The sequence below is a fragment of the Mesorhizobium sp. ANAO-SY3R2 genome (genome assembly GCF_042466635.1).
GTDB lineage: Bacteria > Pseudomonadota > Alphaproteobacteria > Rhizobiales > Rhizobiaceae > Aminobacter.
The window spans coordinates 297,148-315,725 of sequence record NZ_CP159953.1 but is presented as its reverse complement, the minus strand read 5'-3'; the positions used below and the strand labels follow the sequence as shown (position 1 = coordinate 315,725).

Below are 18,578 nucleotides of genomic sequence, written 5' to 3'. Positions count from 1 at the left end.
CAACTTGCCACTGTACGAAGCAGAAGCGTGCTTCAATCGCACCCTCGACGACGAACAGTTTTCCAGAATTTGCACGGCATCCGGAGATTTCAATGAATTTTGACGAGAACATCGATCGTCGTGGAACTCATTGCTCGAAATGGGACATGATGGAACCGCTTTACGGCCTGTCTTCGGACGACGCATTGCCGATGTGGGTAGCCGACATGGATTTCCGTCCTCCGGCGGCCGTGCAGCAGGCTCTGGAACGGATGCTTCGTCACGGCATCTATGGCTATTTCGGCGACGAAGCCGCGTATCGAGAGGCAATTTGCTGGTGGATGGCGAACCGTCATGGCTGGCAATTGGACCCTGCCACGATCTTTACGACCCACGGGCTTGTGAATGGCACTGCGCTATGTGTCGACACCTGGACCGAACCGGGTGACGTCGTGGCTCTGATGACGCCGGTCTATCATGCGTTTGCGAGGGTGGTGCGTGGGGGGGGGCGCGAAGTGCGCGAGCTTCCTTTGGTCCAGCAGGATGGACGCTATCGGATGGACTTCGACAGTTGGGATGAGCGCATGACAGGTCGGGAGAAGATGCTGATCCTGTGCTCGCCCCACAATCCCGGCGGCCGCGTCTGGACGCTGGAGGAGTTGCGCGGAGTGGCCGATTTTGCCGCGCGTCACAACCTCATACTGGTATCGGATGAAATCCATCACGATCTGGTATTTCCCGGTCAACGGCACATCCCCATGACCATTGCCGCGCCCGAAGCCGCGGAGCGTCTGGTCATGATGACTGCCTCGACCAAGACGTTCAATATCGCGGGGGCGCATATCGGGAACGTGATCATCTCCGATGAAAAGCTCAGAAACGCCTTCGCAAGGCGTCACCAGGCACTCGGAATCTCGCCCAACTCCTTTGGGATGCACATGGTCACGGCTGCCTATTCGCCTGAAGGGGCGGAGTGGGTAGATGACCTGGTCCGCTATCTGGACGGCAACCGGAAAGCCTTCGACGCTGGTATCGCCGCCATTCCGGGCTTGCGGTCCATGCCGCTGGAGGCAACCTACCTGGCCTGGGTGGACGGATCGGGTGCAGGCCTGAGCAGCGAAGAGTTCATCACGCGCGTGGAAAAAGAGGCACGCATTGCGACAAACCATGGTCAAACATTTGGTTTGGGCGGCGATGGATTCCTGCGCTTCAACTTCGCCTGTTCCCGAGCAATGATCGATGAAGCAGTTTCGCGGCTTCAAGCCGCATTTTCCGACCTGCAATAGCCGTCAAGTATAGTTGGGTATTGTAGGCTGCATGGCCAATTGCGCTACTCTTGCGCTTGGCTCAGTTGCTCCGGTGCGTGGCGCATTTTACCACGCACCGCCGCCACGATGATCGTGGTGACCATTTCGACATAAGCCTCGATCGTGGTCCCGCGTTTGCGATATTTCCCTCGCTTGACGTACCAGTCCTGCAGTAGCGGCTTGATGAGCGACGCGGTCAGTTCGACATCGGAGATTGCGAAAGTGCCGCTCGCGACGCCATTCCTCAGCACACCGGCAAAAATCTCTTCGGTTGCGGCCTCGCTCTCGACCGCCATCTTCCGTTCCGCCGTCGGAAATGATTTGGCCTCCATATAGGCAAATACGAACCAGGGCTGCATCGCCTCAGTCAGCCGGATATGGGCCTCGATCAGCCATTTCAGATGCTCGAGCGGATCGCCGACGATCTCCTCCGGCGCAGCTTCGAGCACCTCGTTCACCGTGGTTGCAACCTCACCAAGGATCATCGACAGCAGCGTCGTCTTGTTGTCGAAATAAGAATACAGCCCGCCCATGCTGAGGCCCGAGGCCTGGGCCAGGTCGCGCAGGCTGGTGGCGTGGAAGCCCTGCTTGTTCGACAGCTTTAGCGTCGCCTCGATGATGCGTGCGAGATTGGCGACCGCAACATGCGGCTTTTGCACACGCACGGAATCGCGGTGTCGCTCAAGGATGCGCGCGCAAAGCGCCTCCATCGAAAACGTGGCTGTCCATTGCCTGTGCCTTGCGAAATTCAATCTGCCTCCGATCGCCGTGCAGGCGGATCCAGCTGCGTAGCCATTCGCTTTTGAGATAGCAGCAAATGCCCAGTTGCAAAAGGGGAGGCAGGCGAATAAAGAAAGCGAGCGCTCGCTCGATTTTTGAGGTGAAGACCCGATGCTGTTCGACGATCTCAAGGGGAAATCCGCCCTCATTACCGGCGCCTCCGGCGGACTTGGCTTGCACTTTGCAGAACTGCTCGCAAGCTATGGCGCAAGCGTCACGCTGGCTGCGCGCCGACGTGAGGCGCTGAAGGAAGCTTGCGCAAACATATCGGCTGCAGGCGGCAACGCTGCCGCGATCCAGATGGACGTGACCGATAGCGCGTCGGTGGCAGAGGCGCTGGCGGGCAAAAACTTTGATATCCTGATCAACAACGCCGGCATCTCGGGAGCCTCACGCGCACTCGATCTCGACGAGGCTGAATGGGATCGCGTGCTCGACACCAACCTCAAGGGCGTGTTTGTCGTAGCCCAGGCTGTGGCGCGCGGCATGAAGGCATCTGGCCGGGGTGGGGCGATCGTCAACATTGCCTCGATCCTCGGCCACCGCGTCGCCGGCAATCTCAGCGCCTATGCCGCCTCGAAGGCCGGCGTGATCCAGTTGACCAAGGCGCTGGCGCTGGAATGGGCGCGTGAGGGCATCCGCGTCAACGCGCTTTGCCCCGGCTATATCGAGACCGACATCAACCGCGAGTTTTTCACCTCCGCCGCCGGTCTCGACCTCATCAAGCGCATCCCGCAGCGCCGGCTTGGCCAGCCGCAAGAACTCGACGGCGCCCTGCTTTTGCTCGCTTCCGCCGCCGGCAGCTACATCACCGGCTCGTCGATCGAGATCGACGGCGGCCATCTCGTTTCATCCTTGTGAGTGCCGTCATGAATTTCGACATCCCCGCCCGCGTTGAAGATTGCCGTGCACGCATCGCCGATTTCGTCGATCGCGAAATCCTGCCACTGGAGGCCGACAAGGCTTCGTATGACGAGCATGGCAACATTGCCCTGCCGACGCTTGAAACGCTTCGCGCCAAGGCAAGGGCCGCCGGCCTGTGGTGTCTGCAACTCAAGCCGGAGAGCGGTGGCGCCGGGCTCGGCAAGATGGGCATGGCTGTCTGTTACGAGGAGATGAACCGCTCGATCTTCGGCCCGGTCGTCTTCAATTCGGCTGCGCCCGACGATGGCAACATGATGGTGCTGGAGGCACTTGGCACGCCCGAGCAGAAGGAAAAATGGCTGAAGCCGATCGTCGAGGGCAAGGTGCGTTCGGCCTTCGCCATGACCGAGCCGCATCCCGGCGGCGGCTCAGACCCTTCGATGATCGCCACTCGGGCCGAAAGGCGCGGCGACAAATATGTCGTCACCGGCCGCAAGTGGTTCATCACGGGGGCGGAGGATGCCAGTCACTTTATCCTGATCGCCCGCACCTCCGACGATCCCAAGCATGGGTTGTCGGCTCTGATGTTCCACAAGGACCAGCCGGGCTGGTCCATCAAGCGCCGCATCGAGATCATGGGGCCGGAAGAACATGGCGGCCATTGCGAACTGGAGTTTAACGGCCTCGAGGTCCCCGTTGAAAACCTGCTCGCCGGCGAGGGCAAGGGCATGAAGGTTACGCAAGTGCGGCTCGCGCCGGCACGGCTCACCCATTGCATGCGCTGGCTCGGGCTTTCCAAGCGCTGCGTCGAGATCGCGCGCGCCTATGCCGCCGAGCGCTACGGTTTCGGTGTCAGGCTGGCCGACCGCGAGAGCATCCAGCTCAAGCTCGGCGACCTCGCCATGCGCATCGAGATCGGCCGCATGCTGGTGATGAAGGCGGCGTGGGAGCTCGACCGTGGCGGCTTTGCCCGCAAGGAAGTGTCGATGGCCAAGGTCCAGGTGGCGAACGTGCTGCACGACGCCGCCGACGTGGCGATCCAGATCAACGGCGCGCGCGGCTATTCGAAGGACACCGTGCTCGAATGGATTTACCGCTATGCGCGTCAGGCGCGGCTGGTCGACGGTGCCGACGAAGTGCACAAGATGGTGCTGAACCGCTTCCTCAACGAGGAAGGTTCCGACTTCTGGCGCTGGAACGTCGATGGCGAGGCAAAGGTGTAACGCATTGATGACAAGCGAGGACACGGTGCAAAGCGTCATGACCGCAGACTTCGATCCGACGGCACTCGAGGCGTTTCTCGCCGCGCGTTTCGGCGCGGGCGAGATGACGCTCGAAAGGATCGGCGGCGGCCAGTCCAACCCCACCTATTTCGTCGATTTCGGCGAGCGCCGCATGGTGCTGCGCAAGAAACCGGCGGGGCCGATCCTGCGCGGCGCGCACGCCATCGACCGCGAGTTCCGTGTGCTCGAAGCGCTGGCGCCGACCAACGTGCCAGTGCCGAAGCCGGTGCTGTTTCACGACGATGACGCGCCTCTGGGAACACCCTTTTACTTGATGGATCGGCTAGAGGGCCGCGTCTTCCACGACTGTTCGCTGCCGGGGCTTTCACGCGAGGAACGGGCCGGCATCTATCTCGGCATGGCCGAGGCGATGGCCAAGCTGCATGCGGCGCGTCCAGACGACATCGGCCTTGGCGACTATGGCAAGCCCGGCAACTATTTCGAGCGCCAGATAGCTCGCTGGACCAGGCAGCTCAGGGAATCTTCAGGCGAACCGATCCCTGTTCTGGAAGCCGTGGCCGACTGGCTGCCCCAGCACTTGCCGGCCGATGACGGCCGCGTGTCGATCGCCCATGGCGACTTCCGCCTCGGCAATCTCCTGTTCCATCCCGAAAAGCCCGAGGTGATCGGCATACTCGACTGGGAATTGTCGACGCTCGGCCATCCGCTCGCCGATCTCGGCTTTTGCTCTATGACCTGGCATTCCTCGCCGGAGGAATATGGCGGCATCCTCGGCCGCGACATTGCGGCGCTCGGCATCCCGAGCCAACGTGAATTCCTGGATCACTATTTCGCCCACGCGGCACCGACTCCGCCGCTCGAACGCTTCCATCTGGTCTTTTCGCTGTTCCGTTTTGCCGTGATCTTCGTCGGCATCGCCGACCGGGCGCGGGCCGGAAATGCGGCGGCGCCCGATGCCGCGGACGTTGGGCCTCTCGCCGCCCGCTTCGCCGCGCGCGCCATGGAAATCATCGACGGCGCGCGCCCCTGGTAGCGGCTTCGCATCATGGGAACGCAAGGCCCCGCGAGCATGCGTGCAGCAAGTCAGGCAAGGACACGCACGCTTGGCGCTCGGTCTTCAACAGTGCCAACAATGCGTGCTGATGGATAGCCGGCGGTGACGATTTCCTCGAGCAGCGCTGCGGCCCGGCCGCGGCTGCACGACACGAGGAGTCCGCCCGACGTCTGGGGGTCGGTCAGGATGTGGCGCCACCATTCCGGCAGATCCTCGGGCAGGACGATACTCGTCCCATAGCTCGCCCAGTTGCGGTGTGAGGCGCCGGTCACATAGCCCTGTTGGGCGAGTGCAGTACATTGGCTGAAAAGGGCGATGTCGCCCGCCCTGAGCGAAATTCCGACATTCGAACCTCGGGCCATCTCCAGGGCGTGGCCAAGGATGCCGAAACCGGTGACATCGGTAATCGCATGCACATACGGGTCCTTGGCGAGTTCTGCGCCGACGCGGTTCAGGAGCGTCGTTGATGCGACGAGTTCGTCATAGGCTTCAGGGGCGAGCGCTGACTTCTTGAAAGCAGCGGAATATATCCCGACGCCGAGCGCCTTGGTCAGGATCAGGGCATCTCCGACTTTCGCGCCGCTGTTGCGCCTGAGGTTGGCGACAGGACAGGTGCCGATGACCGCCAGGCCATAGATCGGCTCGGGAGAGTCTATCGAATGGCCTCCGGCGATCGGGATGCCGGCCTCGGCGCATATAGCTGCGCCTCCAGCAAGGATCTGCCGTATCGTTTCTGTCGGCAGCTTGTTGATCGGCATGCCGAGGATTGCGAGCGCCATGATCGGCTTGCCGCCCATGGCATAGACATCGGAGATTGCGTTGGCGGCGGCGATCCGGCCGAAATCGAACGGGTCATCGACCATCGGCATGAAGAAGTCGGTGGTCGCGATCACGCAGGTTTCGTCATCGAGTTTCCAGGCTGCGGCGTCGTCGCCGGTTTCCGTGCCGACCAGCAGCCGCGCGAAAGGCCCAGCTGCCGGCTGGTTCGAGAGCAGCTGTTGCAAAACCGAGGGAGCGAGCTTGCAGCCGCAGCCACCGCCATGGGCGAGAGCCGTCAGACGAATGGCGGAGAGATCAGTCGGAACGTTCATGATCCTACCTCACCAGTTCACGAGTTCTTTGGTTTCGCAGCATCGAGAAGCGGTTCGATGTAAATCCGTCTCGAACCCAACACGCCGTTCAGGCTTTCGCGTGATGGTGCTTATCCGCCCGCCAGAGATCACAGCGGTTGTCACGGCGGAGACGGCTGGCACCCTGAGAAAAAGACCTGCCGTTGCTGGCAGCGGCCCCAGTTGGCAACCTCGACAGGCAATGCCCCGATACTCGGGAGCTAAAAACAGGCCATGTTGCAACTATTTGCGATTTTGGATCTGGCGTCAATTCGCCGAGAGCTGGCCAGCGAAATGGCCGGCGACGAGGAGCGTCCTTCTCAAGCTTAATTTTCTTATTGTTTTGACACGATTTGCGGTTCTATATAGCGCTTATTAGAGATGCCTAATGGGCGTCATGTGTTTCCATCGATGGCATCCGCATAGACGGCACGCGCTAAGCCAGTGCCAATAGTGGAGGTATCATGCGATGAACATGGAACTCTCTCGGCGCCAGTTTCTTGGCGCAGCTGGTGCGGGCATAGCGGGCACCGCACTCGGAGCCTTCGGTTTTGATGCGATCGAGGCGGCACACGCCCAAGCCATCCGTCCCTTCAAGCTTACAGGCAGCACCGAAACCCGAAACACCTGTCCCTACTGCTCCGTCGCCTGCGGCATCATCATGTATTCGAAGGGCGACCGGACGAAGGGCGAGCCAGCGGAAATCTTCCACATCGAGGGCGATACCGACCACCCGACAAATCGCGGCACACTCTGTCCGAAAGGCGCAGCGCTGCTTGGTTTCGTCAAGGCTGACACGCGCCTGAAATACCCGATGATCCGCAAGCCCGGATCGGACAAGTTCGAACGCGTCAGTTGGAATGACGCGCTGGATCGCGTTGCGCGCCTGATGAAGGACGATCGCGACGCCAATTTCATCCAGAAGAACGATGCCGGCGTGACGGTGAACCGGTGGAAAACAGTCGGTTTCCTGGCAGCCTCCGCCACGACCAACGAAACGGCCTGGGAAACCTACAAGGTCGTGCGAAGTACCGGCATAGTGGCGTTCGATAACCAAGCGCGTGTCTGACACGGCCCAACGGTAGCCAGTTTGGCTCCAACATTCGGCCGTGGCGCAATGACCAACTCCTGGACGGACATCAAAAACACGGACCTGGTGGTCATCATGGGCGGCAATGCCGCCGAGGCGCACCCTTGCGGTTTCAAGTGGGTCACGGAGGCCAAGGCCAATCGCGGCGCAAGGCTGATCGTGGTGGATCCGAGGTTTACCCGTTCGGCAGCGGTCGCGGATTTCTATGCGCCGATCCGCCAGGGCACCGACATCGCGTTCCTGCTTGGCGTCATCAACCACTGCATGCAGAACAACAAGGTGCAGTGGGACTATGTGAAGGCATTCACCAACGCCAGCTACATCGTCAAGGATGGTTTCGCGTACAAGGACGGGCTGTTCACCGGTTACGACGAAGCCAAGCGCGACTACGACAAGTCGACCTGGGACTATGTCATCGGTGAGGACGGCTACGCTGTCGTCGACGACACGCTGACCAATCCGCGCTGCGTGTGGAACCTGCTCAAGGCCCATGTCTCCGTCTATACGCCTGAGATGGTGGAGCGCATCTGCGGCACGCCGAAGGACAAGTTCCTGAAGGTCGCCGAAATGATCTCCGAGTGCTCGTCACCGACGAAGGTCATGACGTCGATGTATGCGCTCGGCTGGACGCAGCACTCCAAGGGCTCGCAGAACATCCGTTGCATGGCAATGCTGCAGCTCATCCTCGGCAATATCGGCATGCGTGGCGGCGGCATGAATGCGCTTCGCGGCCATTCCAACATCCAGGGACTGACCGATATCGGGCTGATGTCCAATCTGCTGCCCGGCTACATGAACCTGCCGACCGACAAGGAAGTGGACTTCGACACCTACATGTCGACGCGCGGCTACAAGCCGCTCCGACCCAACCAGACGAGCTACTGGCAGAATTACCGAAAGTTCTTCGTCAGCTTCATGAAATCGATGTGGGGGCCAGCGGCGACGCCTGAGAACCACTTCGCCTATGACTGGCTGCCGAAGCTCGACGTGTCCGGCTACGATATGTTGCGCATCTTCGACATGATGCACGAAGGCAAGGTAACGGGATACATCTGCCAGGGGTTCAACCCGCTCCTGGCCGCCCCAAACCGGGCCAAGCTGACGGACGCGCTGTCAAAGCTCAAGTTCCTGGTCACGATGGATCCGCTGGACACGGAAACGTCACGGTTCTGGGAAAACCACGGCGAGTTCAACGATGTTGACACGGCCAACATCCAGACAGAGGTCATCCAGCTGCCTTCGACTTGCTTTGCCGAGGACGAGGGCTCCCTGACCAATTCCGGTCGCTGGCTGCAGTGGCACTGGGCGGGCGGCACGCCTCCGGGCGAGGCCATGACCGACAACTGGATCATGGCGCAGATCCACCTGCGCCTGAAGGAACTCTATCGCAAGGAAGGCGGAGCGTTCCCCGATCCGATCCTCAATCTCGACTGGGCTTATGCCGACGCGGGCGAGCCAAGCGCTGAGGAACTCGCCAAGGAGATAAACGGCAAGGCGCTTTCGGCCGTCCATGATCCGGTTGACCCGACCAAGGTGGTGGTCGAGGCGGGCAAGCTCTTGCCGAGCTTTGCGGCACTTCGCGACGACGGTTCGACGGCCTGCGGCTGCTGGGTCTATTCCGGTTGCTTCAACGAGAACGGAAACAACATGGCTCGGCGCGATACGTCGGATCCTGGTGAGACCGGCGCTTATCTCAACTGGGCGTTCGCCTGGCCCCTCAACCGTCGCATCCTCTACAATCGCGCTTCGGCCGACATCAATGGCAAGCCATGGGATCCAGCGCGCAAGCTGATCGAATGGGACGGCCAAAAATGGTCCGGCTACGATGTGCCGGATATTTCGCCGACGGCCAAGCCGACTGAGGTTGGGCCCTTCATCATGAACGCGGAAGGGGTCTCAAGGTTCTTCGTCAGGGGAATGATGAAGGACGGCCCGTTCCCGGCCCACTATGAGCCGTTTGAATCGCCAAGGTCGAACCTCATTGCCCCTGATGTGCGCGGCAACCCTGTGGCCCGTGTGTTCCAGGACGACTTCGAGCAGTTCGCCAAGCCTGGATCGGAAGAGTTCCCGTATGCCGCGACATCCTATCGTCTAACCGAGCACTTCCACTACTGGACGAAGCATGTCCGCGTGAACGCCGTGCTGCAGCCGGAATTCTTCGTCGAGATCTCCGAGGAACTCGCCAATGAGAAAGGTATCACCAAGGGCGGCTGGGTTCGCGTGTGGTCAAAGCGCGGGTCGGTCAAGGCCAAGGCCGTCGTCACCAAGCGGATCAAACCGCTGATCTGCGACGGCAAGCCGGTTCATGTGGTCGGCATACCGTTGCACTGGGGCTTCATGGGTGCCGCCAGGAAAGGCTTCGGCCCGAACTCGCTCACGCCTTTCGTCGGCGACGCCAATATAGAAACACCGGAATTCAAGGCATTCCTTGTCAATATCGAGCCCATTCCCGGGCCGGTGGCATAGGAGGGCGACGACATGTTTCCGCCTGTTCCAAACCCGTCGACCCGCCCCGAAGCCGCGAAGTTCGGCGAGGCCGATCTGATACGACGGTCGGCGTCGAGCGTGACCCCGCCCGCCACGCGGCAGACGGAGGTGGCGAAGCTCATCGACGTGTCCAAGTGCATCGGCTGCAAGGCCTGCCAGGCCGCCTGCATCGAGTGGAACGACACGCATCCGGAAATCGGATTCAATTTCGGCTCTTATGAAAACCCGCATGACCTGACACCGGACATGTTCACACTCATGCGTTTCACCGAGTGGGAAAACCCCGAAACGAACAATCTCGAATGGCTCATCCGCAAGGATGGCTGCATGCATTGCGCAGACCCTGGCTGCCTGAAGGCGTGCCCGGCGCCCGGCGCCATTGTGCAATACTCGAACGGCATCGTTGATTTCGTCCATGAGAACTGCATCGGCTGCGGCTATTGCATCAAGGGATGCCCGTTCAATATCCCGCGCATTTCCCAGGTCGATCACACCGCCTACAAATGCACCCTTTGCTCCGACCGCATCGCCGTCGGTCAGGGACCAGCCTGCGCAAAGGCCTGCCCGACGCAGGCGATCGTCTATGGCACCAAGGACCAAATGAAGGAATGGGCCGACGGTAGGATCAAGGACCTGAAGTCCCGTGGCTTCGAGAAAGCCGGTCTCTACGATCCGCCGGGTGTTGGTGGAACGCACGTCATGTACGTCCTGCAACACGCCGACAAGCCCGAAATCTATGCCGGTCTGCCGAACGATCCGAAAATCAGCCCGGTCGTCGAGGCCTGGAAGGGCGTTACCAAATATGCCGGACTCGCCGTGATCGGCTTCGCAGCCCTGAGCGGCTTCGTGCACTATCTGGTCGCGGGACCGAACCGGGTGACCGACGAAGACGAAAAGGACGCGGAGAAGCTGGCTGGAGATCGTTCATGAGCACGCAAACGGAATACGACGTCGAAAAAGGCGACAGTGTCCGTCCCGGCAAGCCAGTCATCGTCAGCCGTTATAGGGGCGCAGCACGCATCAATCACTGGATCACGGCCGCGAGCCTTGTGCTTTTGGCGCTGTCCGGACTGGCACTCTTTCACCCCAGCCTCTTCTTCCTGACGGGGCTGTTCGGTGGTGGCCAATTGACCCGTATCATTCATCCATGGATAGGCGTCATACTCTTCTTCAGCTTCTGCGGCCTGTTTGTACGCTTCTGGAGAGCCAATCTTTGGAAACGGGTGGACGGTACATGGCTTGCGCGGATCAGCGACGTTCTCAGGGGGCGCGAGGAGCGGCTGCCCGAGGTCGGCAAGTATAATGCTGGGCAGAAGGCTGTTTTCTGGTCGATGTCGGTCCTCATCCTGATCCTGATCACGACGGGGATCATCATCTGGGATCAGTATTTCTCCGCTTATACGACCATTCAGCAGAAGCGTTGGGCGATCTTGATCCACTCGATCGTGGCGATTCTGGCGATTTGCGTCTGGATCGTCCATGTCTATGCAGCGATCTGGGTACGCGGTACGATTAGCGCAATGACGAAAGGCACGGTGACAGGCGGTTGGGCTTGGCGGCATCATCGCATGTGGCTGCGCGAACTCGTAGCCAAGTCGACGACGAAACAATCGGGAGGAACGCCCCTCGGGTAGCGGAGGCGCAAGGTGGCCCGCTCCACGTGGCCCGTCGGGTTCGTGAGGAAGTGTAATGGGACGCAAGGGTGCCATTGTAGCCGATCCGACCGCGATTGGAGACGTGTCGTCGCCGCCTTTTGTGCGTCTTCCCGATCCCATCTCGCTCTTTTCCGACAGGGCAAGGCGTTTGCGTGCCCTGGCCGAAACCAGTGACCTGGCGCCCTATCTGACCTTTCTTGCGGATCTCGCACAGGCGCAGCATGACGTCCAGTCGACGCTTCCTCCGCCGGTTGGCCCTGATGCCGCAGCCGTCATGCGTGCGCGCGAGTTCGAAATGCCTCCCCTGCTGCGGAATGGCACAGAAGGGGATGAAACAACGGAATTTACGTTCGATCGGCTGTTTGCCGCCGCAGATGAGATCGAGAAGCCGGCTGCAGCTGCCGAAGCGCTCTTGCGCGTAAGAAAAGCCGATCCGGCGCAACGCCGTTCCATGATGCAAGCCGTCTTCGACGGCGTCCTGCCCGACGACGTAATCGCCGAATGCATCTACGTCTGGGCGGCCCTCCAGCTGCATCTTGCCCGCCTAGCCTCCGGTCTCGATCCCAGTTCGCTCGTTCCGGTGGCCGAAGGTGTTGTCTGCCCCGTTTGCGGGGGCAAGCCATCGTCCTCCATGGTTGTCGGCTGGCAGGGTTCGCACGGAGCGCGGTTCTGCACTTGCTCGCTTTGCAGCACGCTCTGGCACTATGTCCGGATCAAATGCATCCTTTGCGGCTCGACCAAAGGGATCAGTTATCAGGAAATCGAAGGGCAGGGCGGGACCGTCAAGGCCGAAACCTGCGAGGAATGCCGTGGCTGGTCGAAGATCTTCTATCAGACCAAGGATCCCGCGATCGATCCGGTTGCCGACGATGTGGCGAGCCTTGGCCTCGACCTCCTGATGCGCGAGTTGCACTACCGCCACGGTGGGTTTGCGCCACTGCTGGCGGGTTTGTAGAGGGCGAAGGCTCGAGCTGACGGAGGTTTTTGGCGAGCCAGCCCAACATGCGGACATGGGGAGGCAGAGATGGATGCCAGTGCCAGGCTGCGTGACCTTCCCTCGGTCGATCAGCTTCTGAAATCGGAAGCAATCGTCGGGGCAGTGGAACGGTTTGGCCGGCCGGTCGTCGTTAATGTCCTGCGCAAGAGCCTGGCAGAGATCCGCAACAGGGCGCGCGATGGCCGGGCTATTCCGCCTCGCGCCATGATCGTGAAGGAGGTTCTTTCCCAACTCGAGACCAGCGCTCAGTCCACGCTTCGCCCGCTGTTCAACCTGACCGGCACGGTTCTGCATACAAATCTCGGCCGTGCCTTGCTGGCCGATACGGCCATCGAGGCGGCGACTGCCGCCATGCGTGAGGCCGTCGCCCTTGAATTCGATCTTGAGAGCGGAACGCGGGGCGAACGGGACGATCATCTGCGCGCACTCATCTGCGAACTGACGGGGGCGGAGGATGCGACGATCGTCAACAACAACGCCGCCGCCGTGCTGCTGGCCCTGAACAGTCTGGCACGCGGAAGGGATGCCATCGTCTCGCGCGGCGAGTTGATCGAGATCGGCGGTGCGTTCCGCATGCCTGACATCATGGAGCGTTCAGGCGTTCGACTTGTCGAGGTCGGGACGACGAACCGGACACATGCGAAGGACTACCGAGGCGCCATCGGCCCGGACACTGGCCTGATTTTGAAGGTGCACAGATCGAACTACCGCATTGAGGGCTTTACGAAGGAAATCGGCGCGCGCGAACTGGCGACCATTGCGCAGGACGCGGACATCCCCCTCGTCAACGATCTCGGTTCCGGCACACTGGCGGATCTCAATCGCTTCGGTCTGGCGCATGAGCCGACCGTGCGGGAAGCCGTCAACGAAGGTGCCGACATCGTCACCTTTTCAGGCGACAAGCTGCTCGGCGGACCGCAGGCTGGCTTCATCGTCGGGCGCAAGGCCCTGATCGAACAGATCAACTGTAATCCGATGAAGCGCGCCTTGCGGGTCGACAAGATCAGGCTCGCGGCGCTCGAAGCGACGCTCAGGCTCTACCGCGATCCCGAACGCCTTGCCAAGAACCTCCCGACCATGCGCTTCCTCGCCCGGCCGCAAGCTGAGATCGCGGCACAGGCGCGTCGCCTGGCGCCGGTGCTGGAGCGCCTGCTCGAAGGCGCATTCGATGTTTCCGTCGTGGCCTGCGCCAGCCAGGTGGGGTCCGGCGCCCTGCCTCTCGCCACTATTCCGAGCATGGGGCTTGCGCTGACCCCGCATGCGGACGGCGGTCGTGCGCTTGCCGATCTGGCCGCGGCACTGAGAAGCCTGCCGAAGCCTGTCGTCGGCCGGCTGGAACGCGGATCGCTCGTGCTGGATCTGCGTTGTCTTGCGGACGAGGAGGGCTTTGCGGCCAACCTCGGGCATCTGGAGATGGGGAGCGCGGGAGGCATTGCCGATGAGCCTTCTTAAGCGCTTTTCGCGAAGGCCGAATGAGCCTGAAGCCGATGTCGAAGCGGTCATGGCCCGCGCGCATGATGCCGCGCGCACCGGTGACTACCAAGCGGCGCTTTCGATCTGGGGGCCGCTGGCGCAGGCGGGAAATGCCCGGGCACAAAACAATGTCGGCGCATGCTTTGCCGGGGGATTGGGCGTCGACCGGGATGCAGCGCTCGCCTTGCGCTGGCTGACCTTGTCGGCGGAGGCCGGCGACCCTGTCGGCCAGCGAAATCTCGCCTCCCTGCTGTTCAAGGGCGAAGCGGGGGACCCGGACTTCATCCGCGCCGCAGCCTATTACCGCAAGGCTGCCGAACAAAACGACGGCGTGGCCCAGGACATGCTGAGCTGGATGCTTGCGGAGGGTGAGGTCATCGAGCGCGACCTTGACGAGTCCCGCCGATGGGCAATGGCTGCAGCGGCAAATGGCATCGCAGCATCGATGACGCGACTGGGAATGTTCTATCACAACGCCCTGAGTGTTCCGCGCGATGCGACCGAGGCGATCTCCTGGTGGCGGCGCGGTGCCTATGCTGGCGACGCCGACGGACAGGCCATGCTTGGCGCGGCCTGCTTTCTTGGCAATAGCATCGAGCGAAATCCGGTCGAGGCGCTCGCCTGGCTTACCAGGGCACGCGAGGGCGGCAGCAAGCTGGCCGCGCCCTTCATCGACGCAGTGCGCGGTGCGCTCGATGCGGACGAACTGGCGCTAGCCGAACGGCGCGCCCGGACGCCACTGCCGGCGACGGCGCCGCCTTCTCCTGATTTCCACGGTGGAGACGCGCCATGATCATCGGCACGGCTGGGCATATCGATCACGGCAAGACCGCGCTGGTTCGGGCCCTAACCGGCGTCGATACCGACCGGCTGAAGGAGGAAAAGGCCCGAGGCATCTCGATCGACCTCGGCTTTGCCTATTTGCCCGTAGAGGGAGCCGATACGCTCGGTTTCGTCGACGTCCCGGGTCACGAGAAATTCGTTCATACGATGCTTGCAGGCGCGAGCGGTATCGATTTCGTCTTGCTGGTCGTTGCGGCCGACGACGGGGTCATGCCGCAAACCCGAGAGCATCTGGCCATCATCGATCTTCTTGGCATCGAAGATGGTATCGTCGCGCTGACCAAGTCCGATCTGGTGGCACAGGAGCGCCTAGACGAAGTCGAAGCAGCAATCCGCAACGAGATTGCCGGCTCGGCGATCGCAGATGCGAAAATACTCGCCGTCTCCGCCGTCTCGCGGCAGGGGATGCCGGCGTTGCGGGACGAGATCGTCAGCGCCGCACGGGCGTTCCGGCGCAGGCAAGCCGGCGGTCGTTTCCGGCTGGCGGTGGATCGCTGCTTCACGATCCAGGGAGCAGGGACGATCGTAACCGGAACCGTCCTTTCGGGTACTGTGGCCGTTGGTGATCAGGTGATCGTCAGCCCTTCCGGCCTCGCCGCCCGCATACGCTCGATCCACGCACAGGACACGCCGTGTGAAACCGGCCAAGCGGGCGATCGCTGCGCGCTCAATCTCGTCGGGCCGGGCATATCAAAAGAGGTAGTCCATCGCGGCGACATGGTGCTGGATGGCGGCCTTCACGCACCCTCGGCCAGGATCGATGCGACGCTCCGGATTCTTGCTTCCGAGCCAAAGCCAATCGGCCACTGGTTCCCTGTGCGGCTCCATCACGGATCGACCGAAGTAGGGGCCCGAATTGTCCTGCTCAGTGGCGAGACGGCGGTGCCGGGCAGCCGCGCATTCGTGCAACTCGTTCTCGACCGGCCGATCGCGGCGGCCGCCGGCGACCGCTATATCGTCCGCGACACGTCGGCACGCCGCACCATCGGAGGCGGCCGCTTCCTGGACCTTAGGGCGCCGGCGCGCAAGAGGCGCACCCCGGAACGGATGGCACAACTCGAGGCCCATTCCGAGACCGACCCGGTATCAGCTGTCGGGGCATTGCTCGCTAGCTATCCGTTTTATGCCGATGTCAGCGCCTTCAGCCGCGACAGGGCCATGACGACGACGGACGCCGACGTCCTGATGCAGTTGCTGGAGGTGGTGCGTTTGCCCTCCGACGGCGCCGTGCTGGCAATGTCGTCCGAGGCTTGGGAGAAATTCCACGCCGCCCTGCTCGACCGTCTCGAAACATACCACGCTGAAAACCCAGACCTTCTCGGCATCAGTGTTGAAAGGCTTCGCACGCAGCTTGAGCCAAGGCTGCCGCCGCCGGCATTTCGTTCGGCCCTTGGCATTCTCGTTCAGGGAAATGCCGTGGTTCTGGATGGCGCGTGGGTGCGGCTTGCAAACCATCAGGTCAGCATGACACCGGCTGACGACCAGATGTGGTCAGGGATCAAACCGCTTCTTGGAGGGACGGAGCGGTTCCGCCCGCCGAGGGTTCGCGACATTGTCGAACTGCTTGACTTGCCGGAGCAGCAAGTGCGGCGCTTGCTCAAGCTCTGCGGTCGCATGGGCAAGGTGCATGAGGTCGCTCATGACCGGTTTTTCCTGCGCGAGACGGTGGCGGAGATGGTCGCGATCGCCGCCGACGTGGCTGCGGCGGAGGAAGGCGGCTGGTTTAGCGCAATGGCGTTTCGCGACCGGATGGACAACGGCCGGAAAGTCGCCATCCAGATTCTCGACTTTTTCGATTATCATGGGGTCACGACGCGTCGTGGGGATTTGCGACGCATCAACAGGAACCGTCTGGACCTGTTTGGCAGTGTGTCAGGTGCTTCCGTTGAGAAGCCAGTCGTTCTGGAGGAGATGCGTCCCCGGTGGGGCGTCCGGACTTCAAATCCGGGAGGGGCCGACAGACGGTCTTTGGTGGGTTCGACTCCCACTCTCTTCCGCCAACCCTGATCAAGATGACAGCCGAGCAACATTGACCATTTGGCGATCCGTTGCCCACTTCCCGCGCGTGCCGCGGTCAAGAGCTCGACCGTTATCGGGCCGATGACGGCGGTGTCCTCACCAAACGGCTTGGTCTCGAACGACAGCATGTCGAGCCGCACACCCGGGTCACATTGATGAGGCCTTCACTCGCGACGTTGGAAGAGGACACAGCGGACGCCGATGCAAGTGGATACGAACCGATCTGGCACAATGGCAGGCTGGTTGGCATCGCCACGTCGGGCGGCTATGGACGCACGGTCGATAAGAGCCTCGCTCGGGTTGATCGATAGGGAAGCAGCCGCCGCGGTGCATGATCCGAAGGGTGGGAAGGTGAGGGCATAAGCCCCGCATCATCCTGAACAGGCATAAGAGGGATGTTTTGTAGGAATATGGTTCAATGACCCGCCGCTACTCCGCGCTCTCTTTGATCAAGGAAGGTCTCGCCGGCCAGAAGGGCTGGCAGCCCGCCTGGCGCTCGCCCGAGCCGAAGAAGACCTATGACGCTGTCATCATCGGCGGCGGCGGGCATGGGCTGGCGACCGCATATTATCTGGCCAAGACCCACGGCATCACCAACATTGCCGTGCTGGAAAAAGGCTGGATCGGCGGCGGCAACACCGGTCGCAATACGACAGTTGTGCGCTCCAACTATTATTACCCGGAAAGCGTGGCGCTGTATGGGCTCGCGCACAAGCTCTACGAGGGTCTGTCCAAAGAACTGAACTACAACGTCATGCTATCGCAGCGGGGCATGGTGTTCCTGGCGCATAGCATCAACGAGATGGAAATCACCGCACGGACGGTGAACGCCATGCAGGTCAACGGCATCGACGCCGAGATATTCTCGGTAGACGATGTCCGTCGCGTGGCCCCGATGCTGAATTTCTCGTCCAATGCACGCTTCCCGATCCTCGGCGGCGGCTGGCAGGGCAGGGCAGGCACAGCCCGCCACGATGCGGTGGCCTGGGGCTATGCGCGCGCCGCAAGTGCGCTTGGCGTCGACATCATCCAGAATTGCGAGGTCACAGACTTCATCGTCGAAGGCGGGCGTTGCCGCGGTGTCCATACCTCGCGCGGCACCATCCGTACCGACCGCATCGGCATGGCTGTTGCCGGGCATTCCTCTGTCCTGGCAACCAAGGCCGGGTTCAGACTGCCGATCAACTCCTATGCGCTGCAGGCCTGCGTGTCCGAACCGGTCAAGCCGATCCTCGATACGGTCGTGCTTTCGCCTGGCACAGGCGTCTATGTCAGCCAGTCCGACAAGGGCGAGATCGTCATCGGCGGCGCGCTCGATCGCATCCCCTCTTATGGCCAGCGCGGCAACCTGCCGACGCTAGAGGGCGTCATATCTGGCCTGCTTGAAATGTTTCCTGCCTTCGGCCAACTCAAGCTGATGCGGCAATGGGCAGGCATCGTCGACGTCGTGCCGGATTCATCGCCGATCATCGGCGAGTCGCCGCTGCCCGGCCTGTTCCTCAATTGCGGTTGGGGCACCGGCGGCTTCAAGGCTATTCCGGCTGGCGGCACCTTGCTCGCCAATTTGCTGGCGACCGGCCAGCACAACGACATCAGCCGTCCCTTCGATCTGGACCGCTTCGCCACCGGCCGCCTGCTGGACGAAGCCGCCGGTTCCGGCATCGCGCATTAGAGGAA

General features: G+C 61.7%; 13 protein-coding genes, 1 tRNA gene and 2 pseudogenes. 14 read left to right on the top strand and 2 right to left on the bottom strand.

Going from position 1 to position 18,578, the window contains the following annotated elements:
- Nucleotides 1-92: 92 nt before the first annotated feature.
- Nucleotides 93-1,265 carry a MalY/PatB family protein gene (locus tag ABSY17_RS02725; RefSeq protein ID WP_378941301.1) on the top strand — a complete coding sequence of 391 codons (1,173 nt, stop codon included), beginning with the start codon at nucleotides 93-95 and terminating at the stop codon, nucleotides 1,263-1,265.
- Nucleotides 1,266-1,309: 44 nt separating this feature from the next.
- On the opposite strand, the gene ABSY17_RS02720 is transcribed toward ABSY17_RS02725, so the two are convergent.
- On the bottom strand, nucleotides 1,310-1,996 hold the full coding sequence (locus tag ABSY17_RS02720; protein WP_378941747.1) for a TetR/AcrR family transcriptional regulator: 687 nt from the start codon (nucleotides 1,994-1,996) through the stop codon (nucleotides 1,310-1,312).
- A gap of 181 nt (nucleotides 1,997-2,177) precedes the next feature.
- Between ABSY17_RS02720 and ABSY17_RS02715 the strand changes: the two genes are divergently transcribed.
- From ABSY17_RS02715 to ABSY17_RS02705, 3 genes are read left to right on the top strand one after another with little or no spacing between them, the layout of a single operon-like run.
- Nucleotides 2,178-2,927, top strand: a complete 750-nt coding sequence (locus ABSY17_RS02715; RefSeq protein WP_378941299.1) for an SDR family NAD(P)-dependent oxidoreductase — start codon at nucleotides 2,178-2,180, stop codon at nucleotides 2,925-2,927.
- A gap of 8 nt (nucleotides 2,928-2,935) precedes the next feature.
- Complete coding sequence (locus tag ABSY17_RS02710) at nucleotides 2,936-4,153, top strand: acyl-CoA dehydrogenase family protein (RefSeq protein ID WP_378941297.1); 1,218 nt, start codon at nucleotides 2,936-2,938, stop codon at nucleotides 4,151-4,153.
- Between the two features lie 37 nt (nucleotides 4,154-4,190).
- Nucleotides 4,191-5,207 (top strand): phosphotransferase family protein, encoded by a 1,017-nt coding sequence (locus ABSY17_RS02705; protein ID WP_378941295.1) that lies wholly within the window; start codon nucleotides 4,191-4,193, stop codon nucleotides 5,205-5,207.
- 50 nt (nucleotides 5,208-5,257) lie between these two features.
- Here the strand turns inward: ABSY17_RS02705 and selD are convergent, their stop codons facing one another.
- On the bottom strand, nucleotides 5,258-6,319 hold the full coding sequence (gene selD / locus ABSY17_RS02700) for a selenide, water dikinase SelD (RefSeq protein WP_378941293.1): 1,062 nt from the start codon (nucleotides 6,317-6,319) through the stop codon (nucleotides 5,258-5,260).
- Between the two features lie 487 nt (nucleotides 6,320-6,806).
- Here selD and fdnG point away from each other — a divergent pair, with 487 nt between their 5' ends.
- The 10 genes and pseudogenes from fdnG (at nucleotide 6,807) to ABSY17_RS02650 (ending at nucleotide 18,573) form a co-directional block, all read left to right on the top strand.
- On the top strand, nucleotides 6,807-9,893 hold the full coding sequence (fdnG, locus tag ABSY17_RS02695) for a formate dehydrogenase-N subunit alpha (protein WP_378941292.1): 3,087 nt from the start codon (nucleotides 6,807-6,809) through the stop codon (nucleotides 9,891-9,893).
- A 12-nt stretch (nucleotides 9,894-9,905) separates the two neighbouring features.
- Entirely contained in the window at nucleotides 9,906-10,844 is a 939-nt protein-coding gene (gene fdxH, locus ABSY17_RS02690) for a formate dehydrogenase subunit beta (protein ID WP_378941291.1), read from the top strand.
- Nucleotides 10,841-11,548: a formate dehydrogenase subunit gamma gene (locus tag ABSY17_RS02685; protein WP_378941289.1), complete on the top strand. Its 708-nt coding sequence runs from the start codon at nucleotides 10,841-10,843 to the stop codon at nucleotides 11,546-11,548. The genes fdxH and ABSY17_RS02685 overlap by 4 nt, the downstream gene beginning before the upstream one ends.
- A 55-nt stretch (nucleotides 11,549-11,603) precedes the next feature.
- Nucleotides 11,604-12,524, top strand: a complete 921-nt coding sequence (gene fdhE / locus ABSY17_RS02680) for a formate dehydrogenase accessory protein FdhE (protein ID WP_378941288.1) — start codon at nucleotides 11,604-11,606, stop codon at nucleotides 12,522-12,524.
- A 69-nt stretch (nucleotides 12,525-12,593) separates the two neighbouring features.
- Entirely contained in the window at nucleotides 12,594-14,018 is a 1,425-nt protein-coding gene (gene selA, locus ABSY17_RS02675) for an L-seryl-tRNA(Sec) selenium transferase (protein ID WP_378941287.1), read from the top strand.
- A complete protein-coding gene (locus tag ABSY17_RS02670; RefSeq protein ID WP_378941285.1) occupies nucleotides 14,005-14,832 on the top strand; it encodes a tetratricopeptide repeat protein in 828 nt (275 codons plus the stop codon). The genes selA and ABSY17_RS02670 overlap by 14 nt, the downstream gene beginning before the upstream one ends.
- A pseudogene (gene selB, locus ABSY17_RS02665) lies at nucleotides 14,829-16,661 on the top strand (selenocysteine-specific translation elongation factor); the annotation flags it as partial. The gene ABSY17_RS02670 and the pseudogene selB, both read left to right, overlap by 4 nt.
- 125 nt (nucleotides 16,662-16,786) lie before the next feature.
- Nucleotides 16,787-16,882: transfer RNA gene (locus tag ABSY17_RS02660), tRNA-Sec, on the top strand.
- Nucleotides 16,883-17,068: 186 nt separating this feature from the next.
- A pseudogene (locus tag ABSY17_RS02655) lies at nucleotides 17,069-17,197 on the top strand (glycine cleavage T C-terminal barrel domain-containing protein); the annotation flags it as partial.
- A gap of 122 nt (nucleotides 17,198-17,319) precedes the next feature.
- The gene (locus ABSY17_RS02650; protein ID WP_378941284.1) at nucleotides 17,320-18,573 is read left to right on the top strand and encodes a sarcosine oxidase subunit beta family protein; all 1,254 of its coding nucleotides are present in this window, start codon (nucleotides 17,320-17,322) and stop codon (nucleotides 18,571-18,573) included.
- The last annotated feature ends 5 nt before the right edge of the window (nucleotides 18,574-18,578 follow it).

What these genes read in the sequence shown, in the direction of transcription:
- ABSY17_RS02705 (WP_378941295.1), top strand. Translation starts at nt 4,191, where the DNA reads ATGACCGCAGACTTCGATCCGACGGCACTCGAGGCGTTTCTCGCCGCG.
- fdhE (WP_378941288.1), top strand. Translation starts at nt 11,604, where the DNA reads ATGGGACGCAAGGGTGCCATTGTAGCCGATCCGACCGCGATTGGAGAC.
- ABSY17_RS02725 (WP_378941301.1), top strand. Translation starts at nt 93, where the DNA reads ATGAATTTTGACGAGAACATCGATCGTCGTGGAACTCATTGCTCGAAA.
- ABSY17_RS02670 (WP_378941285.1), top strand. Translation starts at nt 14,005, where the DNA reads ATGAGCCTTCTTAAGCGCTTTTCGCGAAGGCCGAATGAGCCTGAAGCC.
- ABSY17_RS02685 (WP_378941289.1), top strand. Translation starts at nt 10,841, where the DNA reads ATGAGCACGCAAACGGAATACGACGTCGAAAAAGGCGACAGTGTCCGT.
- ABSY17_RS02710 (WP_378941297.1), top strand. Translation starts at nt 2,936, where the DNA reads ATGAATTTCGACATCCCCGCCCGCGTTGAAGATTGCCGTGCACGCATC.
- selD (WP_378941293.1), bottom strand. Translation starts at nt 6,319, where the DNA reads ATGAACGTTCCGACTGATCTCTCCGCCATTCGTCTGACGGCTCTCGCC.
- fdxH (WP_378941291.1), top strand. Translation starts at nt 9,906, where the DNA reads ATGTTTCCGCCTGTTCCAAACCCGTCGACCCGCCCCGAAGCCGCGAAG.
- ABSY17_RS02720 (WP_378941747.1), bottom strand. Translation starts at nt 1,996, where the DNA reads ATGGAGGCGCTTTGCGCGCGCATCCTTGAGCGACACCGCGATTCCGTG.
- ABSY17_RS02650 (WP_378941284.1), top strand. Translation starts at nt 17,320, where the DNA reads ATGACCCGCCGCTACTCCGCGCTCTCTTTGATCAAGGAAGGTCTCGCC.
- ABSY17_RS02715 (WP_378941299.1), top strand. Translation starts at nt 2,178, where the DNA reads ATGCTGTTCGACGATCTCAAGGGGAAATCCGCCCTCATTACCGGCGCC.
- selA (WP_378941287.1), top strand. Translation starts at nt 12,594, where the DNA reads ATGGATGCCAGTGCCAGGCTGCGTGACCTTCCCTCGGTCGATCAGCTT.